Here is a 20,868-nt window from a genome sequence, read left to right as displayed (position 1 = left end):
CCGTGGAGCGTTAGTAGTTGAAAGTCTTTACCAGCAACAGATCGCCAATGGCGCGCAGGGGCACGACAAAGGTCTCGCGTTTTTCATCGACCGTGTTTTCGTTGAGCACCAGGTTGATCTGCGAGGTGATCACCTCGTTCTGGTTGCTGGCCTCATCGAAGTTGTAGCCGCCGCTGCCGTAGTTGCCCCAATAGTTCACGTAAACCAGGTAAGTGCCGTGCATCGGCGCGGTCATGGTGAACATTTCAGGGCCGGGGCCATCGACGCCATCCGGATCGAGACCGCCGCCGTTGCTCAGCGCCGGCTGGCCGAAGAACGCATGTTGGCCGTCGGGCGTGACGATATGCAGATCGAGTTCGGCTTTCGGATCGTCCCAGCCCAGCACCACGCGGATCTGCGCCGGGGTGCGCAGGTTGTTGGCTTCATAGAATTGCACGCGCTTGAGGGACTGGCCTTCAGAACTGCGTACCTCGACGCTGTTGGAGCCGGCGCCGAACGCATACGGCCGGGCGAAACGCCCCTCGTCGTCGGTATAGAGATTCAGTGGATTGCCGTTGACCGCCAGGCTGTGGGGCTGGCGAGCCGTGCCCATGGCCTTGAGCCGGCCCTCGATCATCGTACGGTTGCGCTGCACGCCCCGGTCGATGGGCGGTGTGGGATAGGCGACTTGCGGGTTTTCGGTGCGGTCGAGCAAGCCGCTATAACGCCAGCCGCCCACTGGCTCCGACATCTCGGCAGAAGGATGCGCCCACGCCAACGGCGCGGCCATTAGCACGATCAATAAAGAAAGAAAACGCACGTATGCCTCCTGCCATGCATGACGCAACCCGGCGCCAATCCTCAGCGCTGCTTGTCATTATTCGGGTTTCGTCTGAAGGCCCCGTCGCAAGGGGGCCGTAGATGGCGCGAAGAGTATCGATTTGACGGTTTTTTCACAATCGGGGAACGCGCGATTCTGTGTGGGAAATCACGTACTGAGGGGGGCGTGAGCCGAATAGAGGGCTTATTCGGCTCACAAAATGAGCCGAATAGCGCTATTATTCGGCTCATTCATCTTTGGACAGGCGCATGACACCCCATTGGATCTGGCAACAGCCCGACTGGCCCGACTTCCGCTGGCAAGCTGAAGCATTGGCACCCCTGCTACGCGAATGCGTGCAGACACAAGGTCAATTGCTCGGCATGACGGGCGCGGTCACGGCTTCGCTCAGTGCCCAGAACGAACTGGATGCCTTGCTGCAAAACATCGTGACCTCTTCGGCTATCGAAGGAGAACAATTGAATGTCGACTCGGTGCGCTCGTCCCTCGCTCGCCGCCTGGGCCTCGAGCACGTCGACGACACGCCGGTCAGCCAACGCAGCGAAGGCTTGGCGAACCTGTTGCTGGACGCGACCCGGCACTTCAACCAGCCCCTGACGGTCGAACGTTTGCTGGAATGGCACGAGTGGTTGTTTCCTGATCAAACAAGCGATCTTGCCTATCGACAGATCCGCGTAGGCGCGCTGCGCGGTGACGAACCGATGCTAGTGGTTTCGGGCAGGCTGGACCGACCTATCGTTCACTTCGAGGCGCCGCCTCGCCAGGGCCTTGAACAGCAATTGCAAACGTTCGTCGACTGGTTCGAAGCCAGTCGCCATCAGGCCAGCCTCGATCCGCTACTGCGTGCCGGCATTGCTCATTTCTGGTTTGTTACCCTGCATCCATTCGACGATGGCAATGGTCGCCTGACCCGCACCCTGACCGATTTGGCATTGGCCCAGGGTGAGGCTCAGGCGATCCGTTTCTACGCCATGTCCGTGAGCATCCTGGACGACCGCGCCGGTTATTACCGAATCCTGGAAAACAGCCAGAAAGCCACGCTGGATATCACCGGCTGGCTGACTTGGTTCCTGCAGACACTGTTGCGCAGCCTGCATAAAGCGATGACACAGATCGAAAGCGTGCTGGGCAAGACCCGATTCTGGCAGGCCCATCGCGCTTCGGCACTCACGCCTGAACAGTCCAAAGTGCTGAACCGGTTGCTCGATGGCGGCGAAAAAGGCTTCGGGCAGGGGATCAGCGCCGCTCAATATCAAGCCGTGGCCAAGGTCTCCAAGGCGACAGCAACGCGACACCTGGCGGAACTGCTGGAGAAAGGTTGCCTGGAGCGGATGCCCGGCGGCGGGCGCAGCACCCGTTACCGAATCAACTATCCCGCTGATTGAGATCATTTGTGGCGAGGGGATTTATCCCCGCTGGGTTGCGAAGCGACCCCAAAGCTGAGGACTCAATCCAGCTGACACTCCGAGGTGTCAGCTTTTAGGGCTGCTTCGCAACCCAGCGGGGATAAATCCCCTCGCCACAGGTTCCGACATCCTTGCTGATCGGGGTGACGCCCGGCGGTCCTGATTTGCCCGAACCCCCCATGTCTGCTAGTGTCGCGCCGGTTTAACAGTCAACCGGAATAGCCGCCATGGCCCGTAAAAAAGCTGCACTGGATTTCGAACAATCTCTGGCCGACCTGCAAACGCTGGTCGAACGCCTGGAGAACGGCGAACTGTCGCTGGAAGACTCGCTGACCGCCTTCGAGCAGGGTATCGGCTTGACTCGCGATTGCCAGGCGGCGCTGGCCCAGGCCGAGCAGAAAGTGCAATTGCTGCTCGAACGTGACGGTGAGCTGACCGAAGAGCCTTTCGACGCGGAACAGCCTGAATGATCGGCGCCTATCAGGCCAGCAGCCAGGCCCGGGTCAACGCTGCATTGGATAGCTTGTTCAGCGCCCCGAGCCCGGAACTGGCGCGCCTGTACGAAGCCATGCGCTACAGCGTGATGAACGGCGGCAAGCGTGTGCGGCCGCTGTTGGCCTACGCCGCGTGCGAAGCCTTGGGCGGCCGGGCCGAGCAGGCCAACGGCGCCGCCTGTGCGGTGGAACTGATCCATGCGTATTCGCTGGTGCACGACGATTTACCGGCCATGGACGACGACGACCTGCGTCGCGGCCAGCCCACCACCCACAAGCAATTCGACGAAGCCTGCGCGATCCTGGCCGGCGACGGCTTGCAGAGCCTGGCCTTCAGCGCCCTGCTGGACCCGGCCCTGAGCGATTGCCCGGCCCAGGTTCGCCTGGACATGGTCAGCGCCCTGGCGCTGGCGGCAGGCCCTGCCGGAATGGTCGGCGGCCAGGCCATCGATTTGGGCTCAGTGGGCCTGAAGCTGGACCAGAGCGCCCTGGAATACATGCACCGGCACAAGACCGGCGCCTTGATCGAGGCCAGCGTCCGGCTCGGTGCCCTGGCCAGCGGCCGCGCCACGCCCGCCCAGTTGCAAGCCTTGCAGACCTACGCCCGGGCTATCGGCCTGGCGTTCCAGGTGCAGGACGACATCCTCGACGTCGAAAGCGATACCCAGACCCTGGGCAAACGCCAGGGCGCCGACATCGCCCGCGACAAGCCGACCTACCCGGCCCTGCTCGGCCTCGACGCCGCCAAGGCCTATGCACTGGAGTTGCGCGACCAGGCCCTGGCCGCGCTGCGACCCTTTGACGCGGCGGCCGAACCGTTGCGCGACTTGGCGCGATATATCGTCGAACGACGCAACTGATACAAGCTCACCCCTTTCATAAGTGCGTATCGGCCAAGTTCCGGCCAACGCGTGGGCAGCTTGCGATCCATAAGGTAAACTGCCGCCTCTTTCTATACCTATAACGATTCGCCTGATGCCCACGACGTTTCAAGAGATTCCCCGCAAGCGCCCGACCACGCCCCTGCTGGACCGCGCCAACACGCCGGCCGGCCTGCGTCGCCTGGGTGAAGCCGAGCTGGAAACCCTGGCCGATGAGTTGCGCCTGGAGTTGCTCTACACGGTCGGCCAGACCGGTGGGCACTTCGGCGCGGGCCTGGGCGTCATCGAACTGACGATCGCGTTGCATTACGTGTTCGACACCCCGGACGACCGGCTGGTCTGGGACGTTGGGCACCAGGCCTACCCGCACAAGATCCTCACCGGCCGTCGCGAGCGCATGGGCACGCTGCGTCAGAAGGACGGTATCGCCGCCTTCCCGCGTCGCTCCGAGAGCGAATACGACACCTTTGGCGTCGGCCACTCCAGCACCTCCATCAGCGCCGCCCTGGGCATGGCGATTGCCGCCCGCCTGCAAAACAGCGAGCGCAAGGCCATTGCCGTGATCGGCGACGGCGCACTGACGGCGGGCATGGCCTTCGAGGCGCTGAACCACGCGCCGGAAGTCGACGCCAACATGCTGGTGATCCTCAACGACAACGACATGTCGATCTCGCGCAATGTCGGCGGGTTGTCCAACTACCTGGCAAAGATCCTCTCCAGCCGCACCTACGCCAGCATGCGCGAAGGCAGCAAGAAAGTGCTGTCGCGCCTGCCCGGGGCCTGGGAAATCGCCCGCCGCACCGAAGAATACGCCAAGGGCATGCTGGTCCCTGGCACGCTGTTCGAAGAACTGGGCTGGAACTACATCGGCCCGATCGACGGCCACGACCTGCCCACGCTGATCGCCACCCTGCGCAACATGCGCGATCTCAAGGGCCCGCAGTTCCTGCACGTGGTCACCAAAAAAGGCAAAGGCTTCGCCCCGGCGGAAGTCGACCCGATCGGCTACCACGCCATCACCAAGCTCGAACCCCTGGACGCTCCGGCGGCCGCACCGAAAAAGGCCGGTGGACCGAAGTACTCCGGCGTCTTCGGCCAATGGCTGTGCGACATGGCCGCCGCCGACCCACGCCTGGTGGGCATCACCCCGGCAATGAAGGAAGGCTCGGACCTGGTGGCCTTCAGCGAACGCTACCCGCAACGCTATTTCGACGTGGCAATTGCCGAGCAGCACGCTGTGACCCTCGCCGCCGGTATGGCCTGTGAAGGCGCCAAGCCGGTGGTGGCGATCTATTCGACGTTCTTGCAACGGGCCTACGACCAACTGATTCATGACGTGGCCGTACAGAACCTCGACGTGCTGTTCGCCATCGACCGCGCCGGCCTGGTGGGCGAAGACGGCCCGACCCACGCCGGCAGCTTCGACCTGTCTTTCCTGCGCTGCATCCCCGGCATGCTGGTGATGACCCCGAGTGATGAAAACGAGCTGCGCAAGATGCTCACCACCGGCCACCTGTTCAATGGCCCGGCAGCGGTGCGCTACCCGCGTGGTAGCGGCCCGAACGCGACGATCTCGACCGACCTCGAACCCATCGAGATCGGCAAGGGCGTGATCCGCCGCCAGGGCAAACAAACCGCCCTGCTGGTGTTCGGCGTGCAACTGGCCGAGGCCTTGAAAGTCGCCGATACCCTGGACGCCACCGTGGTGGACATGCGTTTCGTCAAACCCCTGGACGAAGCCTTGGTGCGCGAAATGGCCAACAGTCATGACCTGCTGGTGACCATTGAGGAAAACGCCATCATGGGCGGTGCCGGCGCGGCGGTCAGCGAATTCCTGGCGCGAGAGAGCATACTCAAGTCCGTGCTGCACCTGGGCTTGCCGGACCTCTACGTCGAACACGCCAAGCCGGCGCAGATGCTGGCCGAATGCGGGCTGGACGAAGTGGGGATCGAAGCGGCGGTGCGCCAGCGGTTGCAGCTGTTGGGGCTGTAAGTTCAGCCAACACAAGCCCCTGTGGGAGCTTGCTCGCGATAGCGGTAGATCCGTCAATATTCCATTGGCTGACACACTGCTATCGCGAGCAAGCTCGCCCACACCGGTTATGTGTGAATCAAGCATGATTGGACCCCCATGAAACTGCGCCTCGCCCTCGCCCTCTCCCTGCTACCCGCCCCCGACCTGCTGGCCGACACCTTCGAGCGCGACCAGGCCCTGAAGTTGCCCGACATCGTGATCAGCGCCAACCGCCAGATCGAGGCCCGCAACGACAGCAGCGCCGCCAATACCGTGTTCACCCGCGACGACATCGATCGCTTGCAGGCGGCCAGTGTCACTGACTTGCTCAGCCGCGTGCCAGGCGTGCAGGTGGCACCGCTGGGTGGGCGCGGCAGCCTGCCGGGGATTTACATTCGCGGCACTAAATCGGCCCAGAGCCTAGTGCTGGTGGACGGCCAGCGCATCGCCAGTGCCAGCTCCGGCGACAGCAACCTGCAGCGCCTGAACATCAACCAGATCGAGCGCGTGGAAGTACTGCGCGGTTCGCGCTCGGTGATCTACGGTGCCGATGCGGTGGGTGGCATCATTCAGATTTTCACCCGTCGCGGCAACGAGCAAGGCCTGCAACCGCGCCTGCATGTGGGTGTCGGCAGCCATCAGACCCGGGAACGCAGCCTGAGCCTGTCCGGCGGCGACGACCAGACCCGCTTCAACCTCGGCGCCAGCCTCGACGAAAGCGCCGCAAGCAATCGGACCCACGAGTCCTACGCCAGCGACCGCGACGACGATGCCAACCGCAACCAGTCTTTCAGCCTGAGCTTGAGCCATGCGGCCAGCGATGACCTGGAAGTCGGCCTGAACCTGCTGGATAACCGCGGCAAAAGCGAATACGACAACCCGTTCGGCCGCTTTGACCCGGCCACCTTCAAATCCTTGCCCCAGCAACCCTACAGCGAGTTTGCGGTGAGTAGCTTCAGCGCCTATGTGGACGGGCGAATAAACGAAGCCTGGAAGTCACGCCTGGAACTGGGCCACAGCGAGAACCGTGAAAAAACCTTCGACAAGCTCAGCGACGTCCGCGACGTGTTTAACACCTACCGCGATTCCGTGACCTGGCAGAACGACGTGACGCTGGACGAGCGCAACAGTCTGATCGTCGGTGGCGACGGGTATCAGGACCGGATCAACAGCAGTACGCCGTTCGACGAAGACAGCCGCTGGAATCGTGCCGCGTTCATCCAGCACCGCTTCCAGGCCGAAACGTTCTCCACCGAACTGGGCCTGCGTCGCGACCAGAATCAGCAGTTTGGCGGCCAGAACAGTTGGAGCGGCACCCTCACCCTGCCGATCAATCCGGACAACGACCTGTTGCTGACCTACAGCGAAAGCTTCCGCGCGCCGACCTTCAACGACCTGTACTACCCGGACTTCAGCAACCCCGACCTGAAACCCGAGACGGCAAAAAGCTACGAACTGCAATGGCGCAGCCAACTGAGCGAGAGCGCCCGCCTGGAGACCTCGCTGTACCGAACGGACCTGGAAGACGCGATCATCTTTGGCAGCAACTCACGCCCGCAGAACGTTGCCTCGGCGCGGATCAACGGTTTTGAGACGGCCTACCAGCAGGATGTGTTCGGCTGGCAGGGCAACCTGGGCCTGGCCATCATCGACCCACGCGACCGCGACAGCGGCCACACCCTGGCGCGCCGCGCCCGGCGGACCTTGAGCCTGGACCTGGACCGGCAATTCGACCGCTTGGGCCTGGGCGTCACCTGGCAAGCGGTGAGTGGCAGCTACGACGATGAAAACAATCGCAACCCCCTGGGCGGCTATGCCCTGCTCGGGTTGCGCGGCAATTGGGCGCTGACCCGGGAGGTTAAGCTGGAGATGAAGGTGGATAACCTGTTGGACAAGGCTTACAGCCGGGCACTGTATAGCCATGAGGGTCAGCAGTATGGGTATCGGGAAGAAGGTCGGGCGTGGTTGCTTGGGGTGACTTGGACGCCCTCTCTCTGATCCAGAATCTGTAGCGCCTGGACTGGCCTGCTCGCGAATCAGGCACCGCGGTCTACCGGTCTGGCGCAATCAACTCACACAACCGGGCCGTCGCCTCGACCATCTGCCCACTGGGCCGCTCCAACCCCTTGTCATTGACCAGCAACAATCGCCCCTGTGCCACCGGCCAGGTTTTCCAGGCGTCGAGTTGCGCCTGTTCCGTGGCGAGGATGACCTGCGGATTGCGTTGCAACACCGCTTCCACGCTCACCTGCGGAGCTGGCACGCTCAGGTCGGCAAAGACGTTGTAAGCCCCGCACACCGCCAGCGCATCACTGATGATCTGCCCGCCCCCGACGGTGTACAGCGGCCGGTCCCAGACTTGGTAGAACACCGGCAACGGCGGGTCCCGTCGATAGCGCTGGCGTAACGCCTCAAGTCGCACACGCAACTGCGCCGCCTGTTGGGCACCCCGTTCCGGACGGCCGAGCTGCATGGCAATGTTTTCAATTTGTGTGATGAGGTGGTCGAAGCTACGGGGCTCAGCGGCATAAATGGGGATGCCCAAGCCCTTGAGCTGCTCGCGCTGGGCCGGGCCGACACTGCCCGGCCAGAGCAGGAGCAGGTCGGGCTTGAGGCTGAGCAAGCGCTCCATGTCCAGTTGGCCGTAACGCCCTACGGAAGGCAGGTTTTTAAGGATTGGGGGACGATCACCGCCATCCAGCACGCCCACCAAGAGGTCGGCAGAGCCCAGTTCAACGACGATTTCCGACAACGACGGCGCGAGGCTGACAACCCGCGAAGCCGCCATCGTCGAGGCGCTGACGGCCAGCAGCAAGACCGCCAGCCAGCGGCTCATCAGCCGAGTTGGCGCGGGATGCGGTACAGGTAGAACAACACGGCGGTCGACAAAGCCAGCAGCATCAACGGCACCGCTTCCAGGCCCACGAACACCGCCAGGGCACCGACCCAGGCCGGTAGCCCAGCCACCAGGAAAGCGGCGCGGCGACGGGCCGCCAGATCGATCCAGGCCTGGGGTTCTTCGGGTGTATCGAGGGCTTTCTGAGTGGCGATCAGGGCCTGTTTATACGACCCGAAGAATCGCAGGCTGACAAACATCGACGCCACGCCGGCTATGAACAACGGCATCGCCAGCACCGGGAGAATCGCTTCGCCCTCGCCGAACACCGCATTGATCACAAACAGTGGCAGCAAGGCCAGGGCCAGGTATTTCCACCAACTGACGGACAGCCGCCGCCGGACTTGACCGCGCGTCACGCCCGGTCAACCTCGCCTTGGTGCTCGTTACCCATCATGTGGTCGAGCTTGCTGGCCTTGGTCGCCAGGTAGAGTTTGTTGTGGGGGTTGTGACCGGTGTGCAGCGGCACACGCTCGGCCACCACGATGCCCATGTCGGTCAATGCCTTGACCTTGCGCGGATTATTGGTCATCAGCCGCAGGGACTTGATACCCAGGTGTTCGAGCATCGGCAAGCAAATGCTGTAGTCACGCAGGTCGGCCGCAAAGCCCAGGCGTTCGTTGGCCTCTACGGTATCGGCGCCGCCATCTTGCAGTTCATAGGCGCGGATCTTGTTCAACAAGCCGATGCCACGTCCTTCCTGGCGCAGGTACAGCAACACACCACGGCCTTCACGGGCAATGGCCTGCAACGCGGCCTCGAGTTGCGAACCGCAATCGCAGCGTTGGCTGAACAGGGCATCGCCCGTCAGGCATTCGGAATGCAGGCGGCCCAGTACCGGCGTACCGTCGGCGAAATTACCCAGGCTCAGCACGACGTGCTCACGGCCGGTGGCTTCATCGAGAAAACCATGCATGGTGAATTGCGCAAAGGGCGTTGGCAGCTTGGAAGCGGCAACAAAAACGACAGGCACCGGTGTGCTCCTGATCTAGTACTGAAGTTTCGCAGAGGCAGGCATTGTAACAGCACGACCCGACAGACGCTTAGGCTCAATTAGCGCTAATGATCATCGATAAGTTTGATCAAGGCTTCGGTGGCTTGCCGTGCTCGTCGAAAGGATAGGGTTGCTTCCAGCGCTCGAAAATCGGTTTCAACGCGCCGCTCTTCACCAGTACTTCCATGCGCCGGTCGAACAGCGCACGCAACACACGCCCATTTTCGTTGTTGGCGAAGCCCAGGTACAGCGGCAAATTGATCAGCGGCGAAAGTTTGAATTGCTTGGGATCGTCGGCCTTGGCGAGCACATCCCGGATTTCCATCGACGCATCGATATAAAAATCGGCACGATCATGGGCCAGCATCGGCAAGATACCCACGGCGCGGTGAATTTCATTGAAACGCCGGATGTTGGGCAGGTAGTTGTTGTATTCGTACCCGCGCATCCACACCAGTCGATAGCTGCCAATCGTCGCCAGCGTCGGTGACGGCTTGGAGGCCAGCCCCAGGGCATAGATGTGATCGACATCGTAGTACCAATGCGGGTAAAGCAGCCCTTCGGTTTCATCGCGATAGGCGCCGACCTGTGCGTCCACCTCCCCACGTTGCACCAACCCGATCGAGCGGGTGTAGGGCACGCTGCGGATCTCCAGCTTGACGCCTTCAGGCTCGAATACCGCGCGCAAAATGTCCCAGCCCATGCCCTGGCCATCGGCCTGGGTGTAATCGACCCACTCTTCGCTGGCCGCACGGATCTTGTCAGGCAGCGGCGTTGACTCGCCCCCCCTTGCCCCCACACAGGCTCCTAAACACAGCAACAGCAGTAGTGCGCGGCTTACGCCCATGCCTGACTCCCTCAGGTGAAACACCACACCAATCCTTGCATTGTCAGCCAGGCGAAAACCCCGGCCAACACATCATCGAGCATGATACCGACACCGCCATGTACATGCCGGTCGATCCAGCGGATCGGCCAAGGCTTGAGGATATCGAAGAAACGGAACGCCAGAAAACCCACCAGCAACCAATACCAGCCTTCCGGTACCAGCCACAGGGTGATCCACATGCCGACCATTTCGTCCCAGACGATACCTTCATGATCGTGCACCCGAAGGTCGTCCGCCACTTTGCCACACAGCCAGAAGCCAAACAGCATGGTGATGCCCAGCATCAGCCAATAGCCCCAGTCCGGCAACATCTGCCACAACGGTATGAAGGGTAGCGCAACCAGCGAGCCCCAGGTGCCCGGGGCTTTAGGCAAAGTCCCCGAACCGAAGCCAAATGCCAGGAAATGCCAGGGATTGCGCCAGACCGAAGGTGGAACGAACTCTGCCGGAACCTGGTTGGGATGATCTGTCACGGTGTCTCCCGAAAATGTTGATAGCCCCGCACTGGCGGGGTGATGTTGTGCCCGACGCTGTCGACCAGCGTGACGCCTTGCCCGGCCAGTACGCTGCCGATCACGTGGATCGGCCAGCCTGCGACCTGCAACGCCGACAGTCGGCTCGGTGGCACGGCGAACAACAGCACGTAATCGTCACCGCCGCTCAGGGCGACCTGCGCCGCATCCGTCTCGCCAAGAAACGCTACCAGAGTGTTGGACAATGGCAGTCGGTCCCGTTCAACCTGCAAAGCCACCCCAGACGCCAGGGCGATGTGCCCGCAATCGGCCAGCAGGCCATCGGAAATATCCATCGCCGCGCTGGCCTTGCCCCGCAACGCCAAGCCCAGATCGATCTGCGGACGTGGCGACCAATAATGGGCCAGCAACGGTTCGGCAATCGCAGGTTCGGCGCTGCGCTGGCCGAGCACCAGCGGCAATGCGCCGGCGGCATTGCCCAGCTCACCGCCGACACACAGCAGGTCGCCGGGGCGTGCGCCGCCACGGGTCAGGGCCTGGCCGGAGGGCACGCGGCCGAACACGGCCATGGTCAGGCTCAGGGGGCCACGCGTGGTGTCCCCCCCCACCAGCGCCACGCCACAGGCCTGGGCCATCTGGTTCAAACCGCAGGCATAGGCTTGCAGCCAATCGGTGGTCACCGCCGGCAAGGTCAGGGCAAGGGTAAAGGCCAAAGGGTTGGCGCCCATAGCGGCCAGGTCACTGACCGCCACGGCCAGCGAGCGCTGGCCGAGCAGGAACGGGTCGCAAGGGTCTGGAAAATGCACACCGGCCACAAGCGTGTCGGTGGACACCGCCAGCTGTTCCCCGGGAGGAACGGCCAGCAAGGCGCAGTCGTCGCCGATCCCCAGCGCAACGCCCTCGCGGCCCTGCGCGCAAGGCGCGGCGGCGAAGTAGTTACGGATCAACTCAAACTCACCCATTAAGTGTCCTGTCTCACCAATCAGCGCTTGAACGCCTTCACTTCCGCTTCACGCAGACGCGGGGCGAGCTTGTCGAGCACACCGTTGACGAACTTGTGGCCATCGGTGGAACCGAAGACTTTCGCCAGCTCGATCCCTTCGTTGATCACTACGCGGTACGGCACGTCGACGCGCTTGAGCAGCTCCCAGGTGGACAGGCGCAGCACCGCCAGTTCAACCGGATCCAGCTCTTCGATGGTCAGGTCCAGGCAAGGCGTGAGTGCGGTGTCGATTTCAGTCTTGAACTGCGGGACCCCGTGCAGGATCTCGCGGAAGTAAGCACCGTCCACATCACTGAAATCGTTGTCGACCCGAAACTGTGCTTCGATCTCGTTCAGCGATTGCTTGGCCATGTGCCATTGGTACAGCGCCTGGGTCGCGAGCTGACGGGCTTCGCGGCGCTTGACGCTTTTCGACGGCTTGCCGGCATCCGCAGGCTTTGGATCGCGCGGGTTGAAACGATCGCTTTCGTCGCTAATCACTTGGCCTCCAACTGCGCCAGCAGGCTTACCATTTCCAGGGCGGACAGGGCAGCTTCGGCACCTTTGTTACCGGCCTTGGTGCCGGAACGTTCGATGGCTTGCTCGATGGAGTCAACGGTCAGTACGCCGAAAGCAACTGGCACGCCGAATTCCATGGACACTTGGGCCAGGCCCTTGGTGCATTCGCCGGCCACGTATTCGAAGTGCGGAGTACCGCCACGAATGACCGCGCCCAGGGCGATGATCGCCGCATATTCGCCCTTTTGAGCGACTTTTTGCGCAACCAGCGGAATTTCGAAGGCGCCAGGGGCACGGATGATGGTGATGTCGCTTTCGCTCACGCCATGGCGAACCAGGGCATCGACCGCACCGCCAACCAGGCTCTCGACCACGAAACTGTTGAAACGGCCTACTACCAGAGCGTAGCGGCCTTTGGGGGCGATGAAGGTACCTTCGATGGTCTTCAGGGTCATTCGTCAGATCTCTTAAAGAGCCAGAGCGCGTTCTATAACGCGCTCCTCAGTGATATTAGCCACGAATACAGGGCTGTGGATCCCGCCATCTCGTTCACTTGCACATCGTTGTGGCGAGGACACTTACTCCCGCCGAACCACGTCGTAGGGGCTGTCGAGTGCAACGAGGCTGCGATCTTTACCCAGACACTTGAATCTCAAGCGAAAGATCAAAATCAAAAAATCGCAGCCTTCGGCAGCTCCTACACCCGCCGGGAGCAAACTCCCTCACCACATAAAATCAGCAAGCCTTGAACAATAATGCCGAAATCTCCGGGCCATTATTCGGAGGGCACGTATTCTACAACTTCCAGATCGAAACCGGATATCGCATTAAATTTCATCGGTGCGCTCATCAGGCGCATTTTACGCACGCCCAAGTCACGAAGGATCTGCGAACCGGCACCGACAATGCTGTAGGTAGTCGGTTTTTTTACCGCCGCCTGGTCACTGGTTTCGCGGATGTGCGCCAACAGCACGTCGCCATCGAGTGGATGCCCGAGCAGCAGCACCACGCCGCTGCCCGCCTCGGCCACCGCAGCCATGGCGGCCCGCAGGCTCCAGCGGCCAGGTTGCTTGACCATCAGCAGGTCGCGCAGTGGGTCCATGTTGTGCACACGCACCAGGGTCGGTTCTTCGGCGCACACGGTGCCCAGGGTCAGCGCCATGTGCACGTCACCTTCCACCGAGTCGCGGTAGGTCACCAGGTTGAACTGGCCCAGTTCGCTGTCCAGTGGCTGCTCGGCAATCCGCTGAACGGTACGCTCGTGGATCATCCGGTAGTGGATCAGGTCGGCGATGGTGCCAATCTTGATGTTGTGTTCGGCGGCGAAGGCTTCCAGCTCCGCACGACGGGACATGGTGCCGTCGTCGTTCATCACTTCGCAGATCACGCCGCTGGCTTCGAAACCGGCCATGCGCGCCAGGTCGCATGCTGCTTCGGTGTGACCGGCACGGGCCAGGGTGCCACCGGCCTGGGCCATCAGCGGGAAGATGTGACCGGGGCTAACGATGTCTTCGGCCTTGGCGTCTTTCGCGGCGGCAGCCTGCACGGTGCGTGCACGATCAGCCGCAGAGATCCCGGTGGTCACGCCTTCGGCGGCCTCGATGGACACGGTGAACTTGGTGCCGAAACCCGAACCATTGCGCGGCGCCATCAGCGGCAGTTTCAGCAGCTCGCAGCGTTCGCGGGTCATCGGCATGCAGATCAGCCCACGGGCGTGCTTGGCCATGAAGTTGATGTGTTCGGCCTTGCAGCATTCGGCGGCCATGATCAGGTCGCCTTCGTTCTCGCGGTCTTCGTCATCCATGAGGATGACCATCTTGCCTTGGCGGATGTCTTCAACCAGTTCTTCGATGCTATTGAGCGCCACGCGGCACCCCCTTGGGTCAGGATTTTAGGTAGCCGTTGGCGGCCAGAAAACTTTCAGTGATGTTACCCGAGGCAGGCTCTGCGGCCTTTTCGCCCAACAGCAGGCGCTCCAGGTAACGGGCCAGCAAGTCGACTTCCAGGTTGACCCGGCGACCTGGCCGATACGCGGCCATGATGGTTTCGCTCAAGGTGTGGGGAATGATCGTCAGCAGGAATTCGGCGCCATCCACCGCGTTGACCGTCAGGCTGGTGCCGTCGACGGTGATCGAGCCTTTATGGGCGATGTACTTGGCCAATGCCTTCGGCGCACGGATGCGAAACTCCACGGCCCGGGCGTTATCAGTGCGCGAGACCACTTCGCCGACGCCGTCCACGTGGCCGCTGACCAGGTGCCCACCCAAGCGAGTGGTGGGGGTCAGGGCTTTTTCCAGGTTAACCGGGCTGCCGCTCTTGAGGTCGTTCATGGCCGTGCAGTCGAGGGTTTCGCGGCTGACGTCCGCCAGGAAGCCGTTGCCTGGCAATTCGACGGCCGTCAGGCACACGCCGTTTACCGCGATGCTGTCGCCCAACTTGACGTCGCTCAGGTCGAGCTTGCCGGTTTCGACGTAGACCCGCACATCGCCGCCCTTGGGGGTGAGTGCACGGATGCTGCCGATGGATTCGATGATGCCGGTAAACATGGAGTCCTCCTCGAGAACGGGCCACCGCTTGCGCGAAAGCCGGGAATTATACGCTCGCCTGCGCAACGGGAACGGCGATGACTCGCCAGTCATCGCCCACGGCGCGGATTTCGGTGATTTTCAGCTGCGGGGCGTCTTTCATCTGCGCCAGCGGCCAGTCCAACAGCGGCCGCGCCGAAGAACCGAGGAACTTGCCGGCGATGAAAATCTGGAACTCGTCGACCAGCCCTTGCCGGGCGAAAGCCCCCGCCAGGCGCGGACCGGCTTCCACCAGCACCTCGTTGACGCCACGGCCAGCCAGCTCCACCAGCAGGTGATGCAGATCGACCTGGCCGTCATCGCCCGCCACGATCATGCATTCAGGACCGTTGGCGTATTGTTCTTCCACCGCCATGCAGGTAGCGACCAACGCCGGGCCAGCCTTGAAAAACGCGGCATCCAGCGGCACTCGCAGGCGCCCGTCCACCAGCACCCGCAGCGGCGGACGGCTCATGGCCAACGCGGTCTGCTCGGCATCGAGCCCCAGTTCGTCGGCGCGCACGGTCAGCCGGGCGTTGTCCGCCAGCACCGTGTCGGCACCGGTCAGTACCACGCTGGCCTGGGCGCGCAGGCGTTGGACCGCCGCGCGTGCGGCGGCGCCGGTGATCCACTGGCTTTCGCCGCTTTCCATGGCGGTGCGACCATCGAGGCTCATGGCGAGCTTGACCCGCACGAACGGCAGGCCCTGCTCCATGCGCTTGAGAAAACCTTCATTGAGCTGGCGTGCTTCGCCCTCCAGCACGCCGCTTTCGGTGGCGATACCGGCCTGGGCCAGCCGTTGCAGGCCGCGCCCGGCGACTTCCGGGTTGGGGTCCTGCATCGCCGCCACCACCCGCGCCACACCGGCGTTGACCAGCGCATCGGCACAAGGCGGCGTACGCCCGTGATGGCTGCACGGTTCAAGGGTCACGTAGGCTGTGGCGCCGCGCGCCTGTTCGCCAGCGGCGCGCAGGGCATGGACTTCGGCATGGGGTTCACCGGCGCGGATGTGCCAGCCTTCGCCGACAATCTGCCCGTCACACACGATCACGCAACCGACCCGGGGATTGGGGTGAGTGGTGTAGTGACCGCGCCGCGCCAACTCCAGGGCACGGGCCATGTAGTGGGCGTCGAGGATGGCCTGCTGCGCCGAGGCGGTCATTCTTTCACCGGTTCGCGGGCCAGGCGGTCGATTTCTTCGCGGAACTCGTTCAGGTCCTGGAAGCGCCGGTACACCGAGGCGAAACGGATGTAGGCGACTTCATCGAGCTTCTGCAGCTCGGCCATCACCAGCTCACCGACCACCAGGGATTTGACCTCGCGCTCGCCGGTCGCCCGCAGCTTGTGCTTGATGTGCACCAGCGCCGCTTCCAGGCGCTCGACGCTCACCGGGCGTTTTTCCAGGGCGCGCTGCATGCCGGCGCGCAGTTTTTCTTCATCGAACGGCTGGCGGCTGCCGTCGGTTTTGATCAGGCGCGGCAACACCAGTTCAGCGGTCTCGAACGTCGTGAAACGTTCGCCGCAAGCCAGGCATTCGCGGCGGCGGCGGACTTGTTCGCCCTCGGCGACCAGTCGCGAGTCGATGACCTTGGTGTCGTTGGCACCGCAGAAGGGACAGTGCATGGTGGCAGGCAACAAAAAAAGGGAGGGCCATGGTAGCGCATCCCACTGGCAAGACAAGCCATAGGGTTTACGGTATATAGACGGGCCTACCGCCAGATCCATGGAATTCACCTTGCAGGAGCCACACATGCCGCTACGATCGCTCGTTTTGCTCAGTCTTTTCAGCCTGCTGATGGCGTGCAGCAGCGACGCACCCAAGCCCGCTGCCCCCGCACCGCCCCCCGCGCCGAAACAGGCCCAGGAAAAAGCCCGACAGGCGGTCGAGCTGGGGCCGCTGCCAGCGTATCAACGCGAATTGAGCGGCATCTTGCACGGCATCCCGGCCGGGGCCGAGGTCGAACTGGCGTTGCTGGTGATCGATGACAAGGGCCGTCCGCAGAAATTGCTCGCCAGCTCCAGCCTGATCGGCACCAACCAGGCCCTGCCCTTCCACGTGCGTTTCAACCCTGATGCCTTCCCGGTCGGCGCCCGCGTGGAGCTGCGTGGCCGCGCCAGCCAGTCGGGCCAGTTGATCCTGCACCTGCCGGAACGACGCATCAGCCAACCGACCACCCAGGCACTGGGCACCCTGCAATTCGTCAAAGCGCCATGAGTGCACCGCAAGACCTGCAACGGGCGTTGAGTGAGTTGCTGGGCGACGCGCGCCTGGTGGCCTGCCCGCTACCCGGCGTTGACTTGAAATTGTGGCTGATCGACGGCGACAACATGGACCGTGCCTTCAGCCCGGATGAAACCCGCCGCATTCTCCACGAGCCGCCCTATTGGAGCTTCTGTTGGGCCAGCGGTCTGGCGATGGCGCGCTATCTGGCCGAACAGCCGCAGCGGGTCGAGGGCAAGCGCATATTGGATTTTGGCGCCGGCTCCGGCGTGGCGGGCATCGCAGCGGTCAAGGCTGGGGCGCTGGAGGTGGTGGCCTGCGACCTGGACCCACTGGCGATTGCCGCGTGCCAGGCCAATGCCGTACTCAATGGCGTGGCGCTGGGTTATTCGACGGATTTCTTCGCCGAGGCTGATCGCTTCGACCTGATCCTGGTCGCCGACGTGCTCTACGACCGGGCCAACCTGCCGCTGCTCGATCAATTTCTCAGCCGTGGCCGTGAGGCGTTGGTGGCCGATTCCCGGGTGCGGGATTTCCAGCATCCGCTGTACCGACGCATCGAAATGCTCCAGGCCATGACCTTGCCGGACCTGGCCGAACCGGAGGAGTTTCGGCATGTGAGCCTGTACCACGCGCGGCGCGGCTAGGATAAAAGCTTCGCGAGCAAGCCCGCTCCCACAGTCGATCTCCTGTGGATACAAAATTCGTGTACACCGCCAATCCAATGTGGAAGCGGGCTTGTTCGCGAAGGTGTCCTACCAGACCGAACAAGACGAAAGACCTCCCCCGCTTTCAGCCTCCCCCCACCAAGCCGTATAGTTGCCCCATTCAAGCGCTCTACGAGATTGCCCATGACTCAGGAAACGCCCTACATCTTCGACGCCACCACGGCCGATTTCGACCAGTCGGTGATTGCCAACTCTTTCCACAAACCGGTGCTGGTGGATTTCTGGGCCGAGTGGTGTGCGCCGTGCAAGGCACTGATGCCGATGCTGCAAACCATTGCCGAGAGCTATCAGGGCGAACTGCTGCTGGCCAAGGTCAACTGCGACATCGAGCAGGACATTGTCGCCCGCTTCGGCATTCGCAGCCTGCCAACGGTGGTGTTGTTCAAGGACGGCCAACCCGTCGACGGCTTTGCCGGTGCCCAGCCGGAATCGGCCGTGCGCACAATGCTCGAGCCTCATGTGCAGATGCCGCCTCCGGCCGCGGCTGACCCATTCGAACAGGCCCAGGCGTTGTTCGATGACGGGCGTTTCGCCGACGCCGAAGCCGTGCTCACGGTATTGCTGGGTGAAGACAACACCAACGCCCGGACCCTGATCCTGTATGCCCGCTGCCTGACCGAGCGCGGTGAGCTGGACGAAGCGCAGACCGTGCTCGACGCGGTAAAAAGCGACGAGCACAAGGCCGCCCTCGCCGGCGCCAAGGCGCAGATCCAATTCCTCGGCCTGGCCAAGCACCTGCCGGACGCCGCCGATCTCAAGGCGCGCCTGGCGAAAGACCCGCAGGACGATGAAGCGGTGTACCAACTGGCGATCCAGCAACTGGCGCGCCAGCAGTACGAAGCGGCCCTCGATGCGCTGCTCAAACTGTTCGTGCGTAACCGCAGCTATAGCGAAGGCCTGCCCCACAAGACCTTGCTGCAAGTATTCGAACTGCTGGGCAACGACCATCCGCTGGTGACGACTTATCGTCGCAAGCTGTTCGCAGCGTTGTATTGATCGCCCTGTAGGAGCTGCCGAAGGCTGCGATCTTTTGATCTTTTGATCTTTTGATCTTTTGATCTTTCGCTCGAGACTCAAGCGTTAGGGGTAAAGATCGCAGCCTCGCTTCGCTCGTCAGCTCCTACGCGGTTTCGTGCCAGCTGTAGAGCGGTGTGTCGGTGCCGCTGATGACTTTTACATCCGGGCTATGGCGCAAGCGCACCAACAGGCGCTTGCCCGCCGAGGCGCTGCCGGTCAGGCCTTCGAGCTGTTCCAGCAAGTCCGGGCCGCTCAGTTGCCCGGCCTTGCGCAGCAACTCCTTGGCGATCTGCCACTGGGTATCGTCCGGGTTCACCGGCTTGGCCGACGGTGCCGCCACGTCCTCGGGCTTGGCCACTTGCAACTGCGCGCCGAGCTGCGCCCAGTCGCCCTCATCCATTTCGATCGACAAGTCCACCGGACAATCGCCGATGGTTCCGCGTATCCGCAACATCACCGTGCTCCTGAATATTTCATGTGCGCATGCTCCCATGGCCCTTGCGCGACGCCAAGCAGACGGTCAAACTCTCCGCACTTTCGTTATAAGATTACATAACCTTTTCGGAGACCCGTCATGCGTCGTCTGCTTCTCGCTTTGCCGTTCGCCCTGCTGCCATTGGCTGTCGCTCACGCGGCGGTCGAGCATGACCATGACCACGATCATGAGCACGCAAGCCTCGGCGCCCATGAACACGGTGTGGGTCGATTGAACGCCGCCTTGGACGGCCAGACCCTGGATTTGGAACTGGAAAGCCCGGCGATGAACCTGGTGGGCTTCGAACACGCCGCCACCAGCGATGCCGACAAGGCCAAGGTCGCCGCCGTACGCGCGCAGTTGGACAAGCCACTGGCGTTGTTCAACCTGCCGGCCGCCGCCAAATGCAGCGTGGCCCAACAGGAACTGGCAAGCCCGTTGTTCGGCGATGAACCAGACCACGAAGACCATGACGAAGATGCCGACGGCGACGAGCACCACGGCGAACACAGTGAGATCCATGCCCACTACCAATTCACCTGCGCTGCCCCGGGTGCACTGAAGAACCTGGACCTGGCGACCCTGTTCAAAACCTTCCCGGCCACCCAGAAAATTCAGGTACAACTGATCAGCCCGAGCGGCCAGCAAGGCGTGGAAGTGACGGCCAAGGCGCCAGCCCTGAAATTCTGATTCAGCGCAAAACCCAATGTGGGAGCAAGCCTGGTGGGAGCAAGCTCAGCTCCCACTGGTGTTCCACAGGTTCCACTACTTGAAGCGGCAAACATGACCCAAGCACTCATCGAATTGTCCAACCTGGGCTTCAGCTGGCCCGGGCATCCGCCATTGCTGGATATCCCGGCGTTTCGCCTGGAGGCCGGTGAGACGCTGTTTCTCAAGGGCCCGAGCGGCAGCGGCAAAACCACCTTGCTGGGGCTGCTGGGCGGTGTGCAGACACCGGATCGCGGCAGCATCCGCCTGCTCGGCCAGGAACTCACCGAACTGGGCGCCGGCAGTCGCGATCGGTTTCGCGTCGACCACACCGGCTATATCTTCCAGCAGTTCAACCTGCTGCCGTTTCTCTCGGTACGCGAAAACGTCGAACTGCCCTGTCACTTTTCCAAGCTACGTGCGCAACGGGCCATCCAGCGCCACGGCAGCGTCGATCAAGCCGCCGCCACGCTGCTGGCCCACCTGGGGCTGACCGATCCAAACCTGCTGGAGCGGCGCGCCGACTCGTTGTCCATCGGCCAGCAACAACGGGTCGCCGCCGCCCGGGCGCTGATCGGCCAACCGGAACTGGTCATCGCTGACGAGCCGACTTCAGCCCTGGACTACGACGCCCGGGAAAACTTCCTGCGGCTGTTGTTCGCCGAATGCCGCGAGGCCGGGTCGAGCCTGTTATTCGTCAGCCACGACCAGAGCCTGGCGCCGCTGTTCGACCGCAACCTGTCGCTGGCCAATCTCAATCGCGCCGCCACGCCACTCGAGGTTTGAG

The 20,868-nt window shown here is 62.7% G+C and carries 24 protein-coding genes; 10 read left to right on the top strand and 14 right to left on the bottom strand.

What is annotated here, in order from left to right; all coding sequences use genetic code 11:
• Positions 1-10: 10 nt before the first annotated feature.
• Positions 11-769 (bottom strand): YfaP family protein, encoded by a 759-nt coding sequence (locus AACY42_RS18860; protein WP_339481587.1) that lies wholly within the window; start codon positions 767-769, stop codon positions 11-13.
• A gap of 299 nt (positions 770-1,068) precedes the next feature.
• On the opposite strand from AACY42_RS18860, the gene AACY42_RS18855 reads away from it, so the two are divergent.
• The 5 genes from AACY42_RS18855 to AACY42_RS18835 all read left to right on the top strand — a co-directional run bounded on the left by AACY42_RS18855 (position 1,069) and on the right by AACY42_RS18835 (position 7,613).
• The gene (locus AACY42_RS18855; protein ID WP_339481541.1) at positions 1,069-2,205 is read left to right on the top strand and encodes a Fic family protein; all 1,137 of its coding nucleotides are present in this window, start codon (positions 1,069-1,071) and stop codon (positions 2,203-2,205) included.
• Between the two features lie 248 nt (positions 2,206-2,453).
• Positions 2,454-2,696: an exodeoxyribonuclease VII small subunit gene (locus tag AACY42_RS18850; RefSeq protein ID WP_003185917.1), complete on the top strand. Its 243-nt coding sequence runs from the start codon at positions 2,454-2,456 to the stop codon at positions 2,694-2,696.
• Positions 2,693-3,580, top strand: coding sequence for a (2E,6E)-farnesyl diphosphate synthase (gene ispA / locus AACY42_RS18845; protein ID WP_339481539.1), 888 nt, complete (start codon positions 2,693-2,695; stop codon positions 3,578-3,580). The genes AACY42_RS18850 and ispA overlap by 4 nt, the downstream gene beginning before the upstream one ends.
• A 115-nt stretch (positions 3,581-3,695) precedes the next feature.
• Entirely contained in the window at positions 3,696-5,594 is a 1,899-nt protein-coding gene (gene dxs / locus AACY42_RS18840) for a 1-deoxy-D-xylulose-5-phosphate synthase (RefSeq protein ID WP_339481537.1), read from the top strand.
• 138 nt (positions 5,595-5,732) lie between these two features.
• Positions 5,733-7,613 (top strand): TonB-dependent receptor domain-containing protein, encoded by a 1,881-nt coding sequence (locus AACY42_RS18835; RefSeq protein ID WP_339481535.1) that lies wholly within the window; start codon positions 5,733-5,735, stop codon positions 7,611-7,613.
• 52 nt (positions 7,614-7,665) lie between these two features.
• On the opposite strand, the gene AACY42_RS18830 is transcribed toward AACY42_RS18835, so the two are convergent.
• The 12 genes from AACY42_RS18830 to nrdR all read right to left on the bottom strand — a co-directional run bounded on the left by AACY42_RS18830 (position 7,666) and on the right by nrdR (position 16,555).
• A complete protein-coding gene (locus AACY42_RS18830) occupies positions 7,666-8,451 on the bottom strand; it encodes a cobalamin-binding protein (protein ID WP_445261538.1) in 786 nt (261 codons plus the stop codon).
• Positions 8,451-8,870 (bottom strand): MFS transporter, encoded by a 420-nt coding sequence (locus AACY42_RS18825; protein ID WP_339481534.1) that lies wholly within the window; start codon positions 8,868-8,870, stop codon positions 8,451-8,453. The genes AACY42_RS18830 and AACY42_RS18825 overlap by 1 nt, the downstream gene beginning before the upstream one ends.
• Complete coding sequence (gene ribA / locus AACY42_RS18820) at positions 8,867-9,484, bottom strand: GTP cyclohydrolase II (protein ID WP_339481532.1); 618 nt, start codon at positions 9,482-9,484, stop codon at positions 8,867-8,869. The genes AACY42_RS18825 and ribA overlap by 4 nt, the downstream gene beginning before the upstream one ends.
• Before the next feature lie 109 nt (positions 9,485-9,593).
• Positions 9,594-10,352, bottom strand: a complete 759-nt coding sequence (locus AACY42_RS18815; protein ID WP_339481530.1) for a substrate-binding periplasmic protein — start codon at positions 10,350-10,352, stop codon at positions 9,594-9,596.
• Between the two features lie 11 nt (positions 10,353-10,363).
• The gene (locus AACY42_RS18810; RefSeq protein ID WP_339481529.1) at positions 10,364-10,867 is read right to left on the bottom strand and encodes a phosphatidylglycerophosphatase A family protein; all 504 of its coding nucleotides are present in this window, start codon (positions 10,865-10,867) and stop codon (positions 10,364-10,366) included.
• Complete coding sequence (thiL, locus tag AACY42_RS18805; RefSeq protein WP_339481528.1) at positions 10,864-11,829, bottom strand: thiamine-phosphate kinase; 966 nt, start codon at positions 11,827-11,829, stop codon at positions 10,864-10,866. The genes AACY42_RS18810 and thiL overlap by 4 nt, the downstream gene beginning before the upstream one ends.
• A gap of 20 nt (positions 11,830-11,849) precedes the next feature.
• Positions 11,850-12,350, bottom strand: coding sequence for a transcription antitermination factor NusB (gene nusB, locus AACY42_RS18800; RefSeq protein WP_003185935.1), 501 nt, complete (start codon positions 12,348-12,350; stop codon positions 11,850-11,852).
• Positions 12,347-12,823: a 6,7-dimethyl-8-ribityllumazine synthase gene (gene ribH, locus AACY42_RS18795; RefSeq protein ID WP_003206025.1), complete on the bottom strand. Its 477-nt coding sequence runs from the start codon at positions 12,821-12,823 to the stop codon at positions 12,347-12,349. The genes nusB and ribH overlap by 4 nt, the downstream gene beginning before the upstream one ends.
• Positions 12,824-13,143: 320 nt before the next feature.
• A complete protein-coding gene (ribBA, locus tag AACY42_RS18790) occupies positions 13,144-14,235 on the bottom strand; it encodes a bifunctional 3,4-dihydroxy-2-butanone-4-phosphate synthase/GTP cyclohydrolase II (RefSeq protein WP_339481525.1) in 1,092 nt (363 codons plus the stop codon).
• Between the two features lie 16 nt (positions 14,236-14,251).
• A complete protein-coding gene (locus tag AACY42_RS18785; protein ID WP_339481523.1) occupies positions 14,252-14,914 on the bottom strand; it encodes a riboflavin synthase in 663 nt (220 codons plus the stop codon).
• Positions 14,915-14,960: 46 nt separating this feature from the next.
• A complete protein-coding gene (gene ribD / locus AACY42_RS18780) occupies positions 14,961-16,094 on the bottom strand; it encodes a bifunctional diaminohydroxyphosphoribosylaminopyrimidine deaminase/5-amino-6-(5-phosphoribosylamino)uracil reductase RibD (RefSeq protein WP_339481521.1) in 1,134 nt (377 codons plus the stop codon).
• Positions 16,091-16,555, bottom strand: coding sequence for a transcriptional regulator NrdR (gene nrdR, locus AACY42_RS18775; RefSeq protein ID WP_013694316.1), 465 nt, complete (start codon positions 16,553-16,555; stop codon positions 16,091-16,093). The genes ribD and nrdR overlap by 4 nt, the downstream gene beginning before the upstream one ends.
• Before the next feature lie 127 nt (positions 16,556-16,682).
• Between nrdR and AACY42_RS18770 the strand changes: the two genes are divergently transcribed.
• The 3 genes from AACY42_RS18770 (at position 16,683) to trxA (ending at position 18,877) form a co-directional block, all read left to right on the top strand.
• Positions 16,683-17,147, top strand: coding sequence for a hypothetical protein (locus tag AACY42_RS18770; RefSeq protein WP_339481519.1), 465 nt, complete (start codon positions 16,683-16,685; stop codon positions 17,145-17,147).
• Positions 17,144-17,800, top strand: coding sequence for a class I SAM-dependent methyltransferase (locus tag AACY42_RS18765; RefSeq protein ID WP_339481518.1), 657 nt, complete (start codon positions 17,144-17,146; stop codon positions 17,798-17,800). Before AACY42_RS18770 ends, AACY42_RS18765 begins: the two co-directional genes overlap by 4 nt.
• 204 nt (positions 17,801-18,004) lie before the next feature.
• The gene (gene trxA, locus AACY42_RS18760) at positions 18,005-18,877 is read left to right on the top strand and encodes a thioredoxin (RefSeq protein ID WP_339481516.1); all 873 of its coding nucleotides are present in this window, start codon (positions 18,005-18,007) and stop codon (positions 18,875-18,877) included.
• Positions 18,878-19,001: 124 nt separating this feature from the next.
• Here the strand turns inward: trxA and AACY42_RS18755 are convergent, their stop codons facing one another.
• Positions 19,002-19,352 (bottom strand): hypothetical protein, encoded by a 351-nt coding sequence (locus AACY42_RS18755; protein WP_339481514.1) that lies wholly within the window; start codon positions 19,350-19,352, stop codon positions 19,002-19,004.
• Positions 19,353-19,472: 120 nt separating this feature from the next.
• Between AACY42_RS18755 and AACY42_RS18750 the strand changes: the two genes are divergently transcribed.
• Both AACY42_RS18750 and AACY42_RS18745 read left to right on the top strand, forming a co-directional pair.
• Positions 19,473-20,063, top strand: a complete 591-nt coding sequence (locus tag AACY42_RS18750) for a DUF2796 domain-containing protein (protein WP_339481512.1) — start codon at positions 19,473-19,475, stop codon at positions 20,061-20,063.
• Between the two features lie 93 nt (positions 20,064-20,156).
• Entirely contained in the window at positions 20,157-20,867 is a 711-nt protein-coding gene (locus AACY42_RS18745; protein ID WP_339481511.1) for an ABC transporter ATP-binding protein, read from the top strand.
• Position 20,868: the final 1 nt, after the last annotated feature.

This window comes from Pseudomonas sp. RL_5y_Pfl2_73 (assembly GCF_963970515.1).
Taxonomy (GTDB): domain Bacteria; phylum Pseudomonadota; class Gammaproteobacteria; order Pseudomonadales; family Pseudomonadaceae; genus Aquipseudomonas.
This window is presented reverse-complemented; position numbering and strand designations above follow the sequence as displayed.